The organism is Nocardiopsis sp. FR4 (genome assembly GCF_009830945.1).
In the GTDB taxonomy this organism is placed as follows: Bacteria; Actinomycetota; Actinomycetes; order Streptosporangiales; family Streptosporangiaceae; genus Nocardiopsis.
In genome coordinates, this window is record NZ_VWVV01000058.1 from 1 (window position 1) to 8,182 (window position 8,182).

The 8,182-nt window shown below is 72.9% G+C and carries 8 protein-coding genes; all 8 read right to left on the reverse strand.

Features of this window, described 5'->3' with window-relative positions:
- The coding region (locus tag FYW95_RS27280; protein ID WP_305081045.1) for a ClpX C4-type zinc finger protein at positions 1–313 on the reverse strand (313 nt) is incomplete at its 3' end.
- Positions 314–500: 187 nt separating this feature from the next.
- A complete protein-coding gene (locus FYW95_RS27285; RefSeq protein ID WP_159945686.1) occupies positions 501–1,589 on the reverse strand; it encodes a TetR/AcrR family transcriptional regulator in 1,089 nt (362 codons plus the stop codon).
- Positions 1,590–1,765: 176 nt separating this feature from the next.
- Entirely contained in the window at positions 1,766–2,134 is a 369-nt protein-coding gene (locus tag FYW95_RS27290) for a hypothetical protein (RefSeq protein WP_159945687.1), read from the reverse strand.
- 285 nt (positions 2,135–2,419) lie between these two features.
- On the reverse strand, positions 2,420–4,381 hold the full coding sequence (locus tag FYW95_RS27295; protein WP_236568139.1) for a glycoside hydrolase family 127 protein: 1,962 nt from the start codon (positions 4,379–4,381) through the stop codon (positions 2,420–2,422).
- Positions 4,382–4,428: 47 nt separating this feature from the next.
- Positions 4,429–5,244 carry a carbohydrate ABC transporter permease gene (locus FYW95_RS27300; RefSeq protein ID WP_159945689.1) on the reverse strand — a complete coding sequence of 272 codons (816 nt, stop codon included), beginning with the start codon at positions 5,242–5,244 and terminating at the stop codon, positions 4,429–4,431.
- Positions 5,241–6,137, reverse strand: coding sequence for a carbohydrate ABC transporter permease (locus FYW95_RS27305; RefSeq protein WP_201295071.1), 897 nt, complete (start codon positions 6,135–6,137; stop codon positions 5,241–5,243). The genes FYW95_RS27300 and FYW95_RS27305 overlap by 4 nt, the downstream gene beginning before the upstream one ends.
- Positions 6,138–6,252: 115 nt before the next feature.
- A complete protein-coding gene (locus tag FYW95_RS27310) occupies positions 6,253–7,506 on the reverse strand; it encodes a sugar ABC transporter substrate-binding protein (protein WP_159945691.1) in 1,254 nt (417 codons plus the stop codon).
- Positions 7,507–7,543: 37 nt separating this feature from the next.
- Positions 7,544–8,182 (reverse strand): substrate-binding domain-containing protein (locus tag FYW95_RS27315; protein WP_159945692.1); only part of this gene is annotated, 639 nt, incomplete at its 5' end.

Here is an 8,182-nt window from a genome sequence, read left to right on the forward strand (position 1 = left end):
GACGCTCACCCTCGGACCGCACCCGCTTGTAGTGGTTGTACACCGCCACCGACAACGCCTTCTTGGCCTGCTCCTGCCCGATCACATACGAGTCCAGGAACTCGTAGATCTCCCGCGGCTTGGGCAGCGGCTCCCCGTCGGTTTCGGCGGGGAGGACGTCCTCGTCCTCCTCCATGATCTCGTTGCACAGTCCGACGCACTCGTCGCAGATGCAGATGTGGCCGGGACCGGCGATGAGTCTGCGGACCTCGCTCTGGTCCTTGCCGCAGAACGAGCACTTGAGCAGGGGGCCGCTGGCACCGGTGCGTGTCACTGGGGGTTCTCCTCACGCGGGCCGCGCCCGGCTGGATCGATGAGGTCGCAAGGCCAGATGTTCTCAACATCCGAAAACTCACGGTAGCCGCTGCCGGAGCGGGTGGCAAAGCGGTGCCCGTCGGCCCGGGTGCCCTGACTGGCCCCGGCGGGCCGGCACGGGGAGCCCGGGCGGGGAGGGAGGGCGCCTACCGGTGGCCCCCCGCGGCGGTCCGGTCGCAGGAGGCGGCCGCGTGGGCGGCGCCGCGGTCGCGGGAACGGGCGGTGATCCGGCCGCCGAAGACCCGGACCGCGGCCTCGGTCGCGTCGTCGGCCTCCGGTACGCCCGCGGCGGCGGCGATCTCCCCGGACCCGTCGAACACCAGGCGCAGGCGCGGCCAGGCCCGCTCCGGGAAGGCCCGGCGCAGGCAGCCGGACAGGTCGGCCACGGCGGTGCGGGCCAGCGGGATGCGCACCGCCGGGTCGCCGGAGACCACCACCGCGGTCACGGCCGCCCCCTCGGGCGCGGAGCGCAGCGCCTCCTCCACGGCTTCGAGGCGGTGGGTGCCCACGACCGCCACCACCCCGTCCTCGCCCAGGGACACGGACCGGCGGCGGACCGCGTCCAGGGCGTCCGGCGGCGACCAGGGTTCGTCGGCGGGCTCGGCCGGGGGAACGTGCGCCAGGTGCGGCAGCGGCCAGGCGTCGTCCAGGTCCAGGTCGGCCAGCCGCTCGCAGGAGCGGATCACCGCGAAGGGGTCCACCAGGCCGGGGGCCACGCCGACCGCCTGGCTGACCCCGTAGAGCAGGGTGAGCACGGTCTGGGCCACGCGCACCCGCCGCCCGCCGGGTTCGGGCGGGGGTTCCAGCGCTTCCAGGGACTGGGCGAGCAGCACCGCGTTCAACCGTACGAGCTGGGTGAAGGCCTGCCGGGTGGGCTCGTCGGCCAGGATCTCGGGGGTGAGCCCGGCGCCGGGGCAGGCGTCGTCGGAGGACTCCGAGGGCAGGCGGGAGACCCAGGCGCGGGCCAGGGCGCCCAGGGCGGCGTGCGCGGTGTGCCCGGGTTCGGGGCGGGAGGCCTGGGCGGCGTGTTCGGCGGCCTCGGCCAGGACCGAGAAGTACAGCGCGCGCTTGCCGGGGAAGTTGGAGTAGACCGCGCCCCGGGTCAGGCCGACGCGTTCGGCGATGCGGTCGACCTTGGCCTCGCGGAAGCCGTGTTCGGCGAACTCCTCCCCGGCCGCGGCCAGCACGCGAGCCCGGGTGCGGGCCTGCCGCTGCGCCCTCGTCAGACGCGCCATCGTCCTCCCTCGCGTTCGCGTCCGCCCATCCTACGGGCGGTACCCGCGGCGCCCCGGCGCCCCGGAGCCGGTCGCGGGGGCGGGATGAGCGGCGGAGTCGTCGGCTGTTGACGTGACGGCTTCCCCGGGCACACACCGGCACACATGAGGGACCGCCACGGTGCCGCGGATCCCCCTCAGGCCCCCCGGGTGAACTCGAAGGAGGCGCCGTCCTCGCCGAAGCCGAGGTAGTCGACGGTGTAGTCGAAGAGCTGGGTGCTCTCCCCCGGGTTCAGGACGGCCTCCTGCTCGGTCTCGTCGTCGCGTACCTCCTCGACGACCACGACGCGGGCGCTGTGGTCCTCCTCCACGCGGATCTCGTACTCGTACTCGGTCCGTCCCGACTCGTACAGGTCCCCGGAGCCGCCGGTGCCGTTGATCCGGACCGAGCAGTCGCCGTTGCTGCACCTGGTGCTGCTGCTGGCGGACACCGAGCCGCAGGCGGTGGCGGCCAGCAGGGCGCACAGGGCGCCCGCTCCGTACAGGGCCAGGGGTCGGACGTGCATGCGGGGGCCTCGCTCTCCGGGCGGTGGTCGGCCCCGCGGACGTGCGGGACCGCGACCGGAAGGCTAGCAGCGGGGCGGGGGCGGGGCGGCCCGTTCACCGGCTCCGACCGGTGACGGAGTGCGTGCGCCGCGGTTCGAGGAGGCGTCCCGTGGGTCAGGGACGGGGCTGCTCCACCTCGGCCAGGGTCTCGATCCCGCGTTCTCGCTCGCCTCGGCGGCGTGCGCGCCCGCGCCCACGGTGGCCCTGTTCGGCGCGGCCCGCCCCGTGGCCGGGTTCGGCCCGGGTCACGTCGCCGCGGACCGCCCCGGCACCACCGGCAGCCAGACCCGCATGGCGGTCGGCCCGCGCTCGGCCCACCGGTGGTAGGGGGAGAGTGTGAACCGGACGGCGCCGCCGCCGGGCTCCCTCCGGGCGCCGTAGGGCCAGACGTCCCCGCCGTCCGCCCCGGCACCGCCCGGACCGTGCGCCCGGCCGTGGAGCAGGACGCCGCCCTCCCGGTCGACCGGCGGCACGGAGGTGTCGACGAGGAGGTCGTCCAGGCCCACGCCCGGCGGCAGGTCGATCGACTCCGCGCAGTACACCAGCGGCCCCCGCTCCACGGCCACACAGCCCCGGACCGCGTCGATCCGGGGGTCGGGCCAGGTGAAACGCGGTTCCATCGGAAGGAGCAGGCGGACCTCCTCTCCGGGGACGAGGACGCGTTCGACGACCGCCAGCCCGGGTTCCACCGTGCGGCGCCGTCCCCCCTCCTCCAGCACCGCGCCCCGGGCCCAGGAGGGCACCCGCAGCCGCAGGGCCGTCGGGCCCGACGGCGGATCGGTGATCCGGACGGTGACCGCCCCGTCGTCGGGGTAGGCGGTCTCGACCACCACGCCGAGCACCCCTCCCCCTCCCAGGTCCGCGGTGATCCGCATGCCGGCGTACTGCAGCAGGGTCAGCCCGCCGCCGTCGGCACTGGCGGCGTAGGTGTGCCAGGTGGCCAGGGTGCGGGCGAGGTTGGTGGGGCAGCACGAGACGTCGAACCACGGCGCTCGGGTCCCGCTCTCCGCCCGGGGGTTCAGGGCGCTGGCGTCCGCGGCCTCACCCGGCACCCGCTGGTGCAGGGGGTTGGTGTAGAAGAACGCCCTCCCGTCGGCGCTCGGCGCGGTCGCGACCACGTTGAACAGGGTCCGCTCCATCAGGTCGGCGTACCGCGTGTCCCCGGTGGCCAGGTACAGGCGCCAGGAGACCATGACCGAGGCGATACCCGCGCAGCTCTCGCAGTAGGCCCGGTCCGGGGGCAGCTCCCAGTCCTCACCGAAGCCCTCGTCCTGGTGGCGCGAGCCCATGCCGCCGGTGAGGTGGGTGCGCCGGGCCACCGCGTTCTCCCACTGGCGCTCCACCGCCGCGAACAGCTCCGCGTCCCCGTGTTCGGCGGCCACGTCCAGGGCCGCCGCGGACAGGTAGAGCGCCCGCACCGCGTGGCCGCGCCAGGTGCGCGCGTCGCGGATCGGCACGTCGTCCTGGAAGTAGGCGCTTCCCCCGGGAACACGGTCACCGCGCAGGGTGGCGTGGCCGCGCCGCTCCAGGAACAGGCGGGCCTGCTCCACGTAGCGCTCCTCGTCCAGGGCCCGGCCCAGTTCCACCAGGCCCACCTCGATCTCGGGGTGGCCGCACACCGCCTCCCGGCCGCCCTCGCCGAATGCGGCGCAGACGTGGTCGGCGGCCCGGCGGGCGATCTCCACCAGCTCGTCCGGGCCGGTGGTGCGCACCCGGGCCACGGCCGCCTGCAACAGGTGCCCGACGCAGTACAGCTCGTGTCCCATCTCCAGGTCGCTGTAGCGGGGCGGCTGGCCGCCGTGCCCGTAGTAGGTGTTGAGGTAGCCGTCCCCGTCCTGGGCCCGGCCCACCCGCGCGGTCAGGCGGCGCACGGCCGCGTCGGCCCCCGGGTCCCGGGTGCGCCCGTACTCCCAGCACAGGGCCTCGATCAGCTTGTAGACCTCCGAGTCGGAGAAGCACCAGCCGGGGCGGTCCGGGCCGGTGGTGCCCTCGGCCACCCGGTCGAAGTTGGCCAGCCACCCCGCCCGTTCCAGCCACTCCTCGCAGTGGCCCAGCGTCGCGGAGGCGTTGGTCTCCTGCATCCCTCCCCAGAAACCGGGTTCCAGCGCGACCTCGCCGAGGCCGAGCGGACGGACCCGGCTCCGGGAGGGGAGGACCGGGCGCCCGCCGGTGGGGTCGGTCGGGGCGGCGGTCTCGTGGACGGTCACGTGTGCTCCTCGTGGTGGTGGGGCGGGCACGGGTCTCGTGCGGCGGCTCATTTGACCGCTCCGGCGGTCACGCCCCCGGCGACGTAGCGCTGCGCCAGGACGAGCAGGACGGCCGCGGGGACGGAGGCCACGACGGCGGTCGCCATGATGGCGTTCCACTGGGTGGTGTTGTTGCCGATGTAGTTGTAGATACCGAGGGTGATCGGGATCATCTCGCTGTTGCGGCTGAGCGTGGACGCGAAGACGAAGTCCGACCAGGCCCACAGGAAGGCGAAGAGGGAGACGGTCAGGACCGCGTTGCGGCTGACCGGGAGGATGATCGAACGGAAGGTGCGCCAGGTTCCCGCGCCGTCCACCTTCGCGGCCTGAAGGATCTCCTTAGGGATCCCGGACATGAACGCGGTGAACAGCATGACGCCGAACGGAACCGCGATCGTGGAGTCGGCGAGGATCAGCCCCCAGACCGTGTTGAGCCAGCCGAGGCGGACGTAGACGGCGTAGAAGCCCATCACCATGACGACGCTCGGGACCATCTGGGCCACCAGCAGCAGGAAGCCGATCGTTCCCGTACCTGGGGGGCGGAGCTTGGCCAGTGCGTATCCGGCGGGTGCGGAGACGGCGAGGGTCACCGCCACGCACCCGAGTCCCACGACCATGCTGGTCGCCAGGTTCGGCAACTGCTGTTCGAACACGGCCGAGTACCCCTCGAGGGTGGGGGCGCGGGGGAACCAGTGCGGCGGATCGGCGCGCAGGTCGCTCGTCGGGGTCAGGGAGACGTTGAACATCCAGTAGACGGGGAAGAGCATGACCGCGGTGAGGAACACCCCCAGGACGGTCTTCCACCAGGCCCGGCGCCCGCTCATGACCATTCCTCCCGTCGTCTCAGGTACAGGTGGACGAAGCCGAACACCAGGGCCATGAGGATCAGCAGGTTGCCCACCGCGGCGGCCTGGGAGAAGTCGGGCTGTCCGGTGCCGAAGGCCCTGCGGTAGGACCAGATCGCCAGGGTCGTCGAGGTGTTGCCGGGGCCGCCGAGCGTCATGATCCAGATGACGTCGACCACCTTCAGGGTGTAGACGAGGCCGAGGAGCAGGGTGATGACGGAGACGGGCCGCAGCAGCGGCATCGTGATGTGCCGGAACCGCTGCCAGGGGCCCGCCCCGTCGAGTTCGGCCGCCTCGTAGAGGTCTTTGGGGATGTTCTGCAGGCCGGAGTACAGGATCACCAGGTTGAACGGGATGCCGAGCCAGATGTTGGCGATGATGACCGAGGTCAGTGCGGTTTCGGGTGAGGTCAGCCAGTTGACCTGGCCGGCCCCGAACGCGCCGAGCACGGAGTTGACGATCCCGTTGTCGCTGTTGAGCATCCACGACCAGGTGGAGGCCGAGACGATCATCGGGAGCAGCCACGGGACGAGGAACATCGCGCGCAGCAGGGGTGAGAGCGGGAAGTTGTCGCGGAAGAAGACGGCGAGCGCGAGTCCGATGGCGTACTGCGCCGCGATGGAGACCAGGGTGAAGACCGCCGTGTTCCACAGCGCCGTCCCGAAGGCGTCGGAGGAGAGGACGTCGGCGAAGTTGGCCGTGCCCACGAACGCGGCGTCGCCCTGGACGAACGCCCTCGGTGTGTAGTCGTGCAGGCTGAGGTCGATGTTGCGGTAGAGCGGATAGGCGTAGAAGAGCACCAGGTAGGCGGCCAGGGGTGCGATGAAGGCGAACGCGGTCCACCTGGGTCCGGAGGCGGTGCGCCGCCGCACCGGCCTCCCCGGCCTCGGGCCGGGAGGGCCGGTCGCGGTCCGCACCCGCGTCCTGACCGGTGGGCCGACGCGCCGCGGCGTCGTTGTCACGGGGTACCGTCCTCGGATCGGGGGTTCAGCCGGTCGCCGACTCCGCCTCGGCCTGCGCCCGGTCGAGCGCCTCCTCGGCGTCCATGGCCCCGCTCAGGGTGTTCTGCACCGCGCTCCAGAGGGCCTCGGAGATGAGCGGGTAGTCCGTGCCCAGGCCGTCGCTGGTACGTCCCTTGGCGTTGCGGACCGCCTCCACCCACGGCTGGAGGTCCTCGTTCTCCGCCAGGAACGCCTCCTGCCCGGCGGTGGTGGGCGGAACGTAGTACGCGAAGGTGGTGGCCGTCTCCACCAGGCCCTCCGGGGTGGTCATGCACTCGACGATCCGCGTAGTGGCCTCGTAGCGGGTGTCGTCGGCCTGCACCGGGGCGACGATGAACTCGCCCCCCGTGGGCGTGGGTGCCACGCCGCCGTCCCGGCCCGGCAGGGGGATGACCCCGACGGGGAAGTCGGCTTCCGCCGCGCTGTTGACCTGCCAGGTCCCGTTCTCGGCGAAGGCGAAGCCGCCGGTCAGGAACTGCTCCCAGACCGTGTTCTGCGAGTTGGTGATGACGGAGTTGGGGGCGTACCCGGCGTCCAGCCACCCCTTCCACAGTTCCAGCGCCTCGACCGCCTCGGGGGAGTCCAGGTCGCCCAGGTCCGCCCCGGCTCCCCAGAACCAGGGCAGGAACTGGAAGGAGCCCTCCTCGGTGCCGATACCGGCGAAGGTGATGCCCTGGTGGCCCGTCTCGGCGACCCTCTCCAGGGCGTCGGTGAGCGAGGCCCAGTCCGTGACCGAGTCCGGGTCGACACCGGCTTCGTCGAGGATCTCCTCGTTGTAGTAGAGCGCCAGGGTGTTCGCGCCGATCGGGACGCCGTAGGCCTGGCCGTCGACGACCCCGGCGGCGAGGAGGTTGTCGTCGATCTCCGACGTGTCGAGCCCGAACTCCTCCATCGTGGTCAGCATCCCGGTGTCGGCCAGCGTGGAGACCGCGGGGTTGTCCAACAGGATGACGTCCGGTGCGGTTCCCTCCTGCGCGGCGAGCAGCGCCTGGTTGGTCAGGGCCGTCGTGTCGAAGGCGGTCCGCTCGATGGTGACCCCGGCCTCCTCGCCGCACGCGGCCACCCGCCGCGCCCAGTCGGAGGAGTCGTCGTGCTGGGGGTAGGGGTCCCACCAGGTGTAGGCGTCGTCCGCCTCGGACGTGCCCTGGCCGGAGGACGTGCAGCCCGCGATCGCCGCCGCGCACATCGCGGCGGCTGCTGTCGCGCGCAGTGGGCGTGCGGATGCGGTTGGACGCGTCATGGTTTCTCGCCTTCCGTTGGGGGGTCGAAGAGGGAGATCAGCTGAAATCCCGGTTCCGTGGGGCCGCGGTGCTGCCCCGGTCGGCGAACTCCGGGGGGACGAACCGCACGACGTACGGTTCGGCGCTCCGCCCGGTCGCGCCGATCCGGCGCACCAGCTGGCGTACGGCCATGTCGCCGAGTTGGTCGGGGGCGCTTTCGACGGAGGAGTAGGGCAGGGAGAAGGTACGCGCGAACTCGTCGGAGTAGCGGCCGACGACGGAGAGGTCGTCGGGCACGGTGAGCCCGCGCGCGTGCAGGACGGACGGCAGCGCCGCTGCCGCCGCCTCGTTGTTGAGCAGCATCCCGGTGGCCCCGGGGTGGGCGTCCAGCAGATCGTGGAGCCTGGCCCCGATCCCCGGCTGCCGGGACTCCCCGAAGACCGCGTGGAGTCGGATCCCGCGCAGGCGCGCCTGTTCGAGCGCGGCGTCGCGCAGCCGCCACACGTACGCGCCGCCGCGCCGCGCGACGTGCTCGGGCTGGGAGACGAGGACGAGCTCGCGGTGCCCCAGCCGGTGCATGTGCTCCACCATCAACCGCCCGGCCTCCTCGAAGTCGAGGTCGAAGACGTCCAGGCCGGAGCAGTCCCCGGGCAGGCCGACCAGGGCGCCGGGCTGCGGCGCGGCGCGCAGGACCGG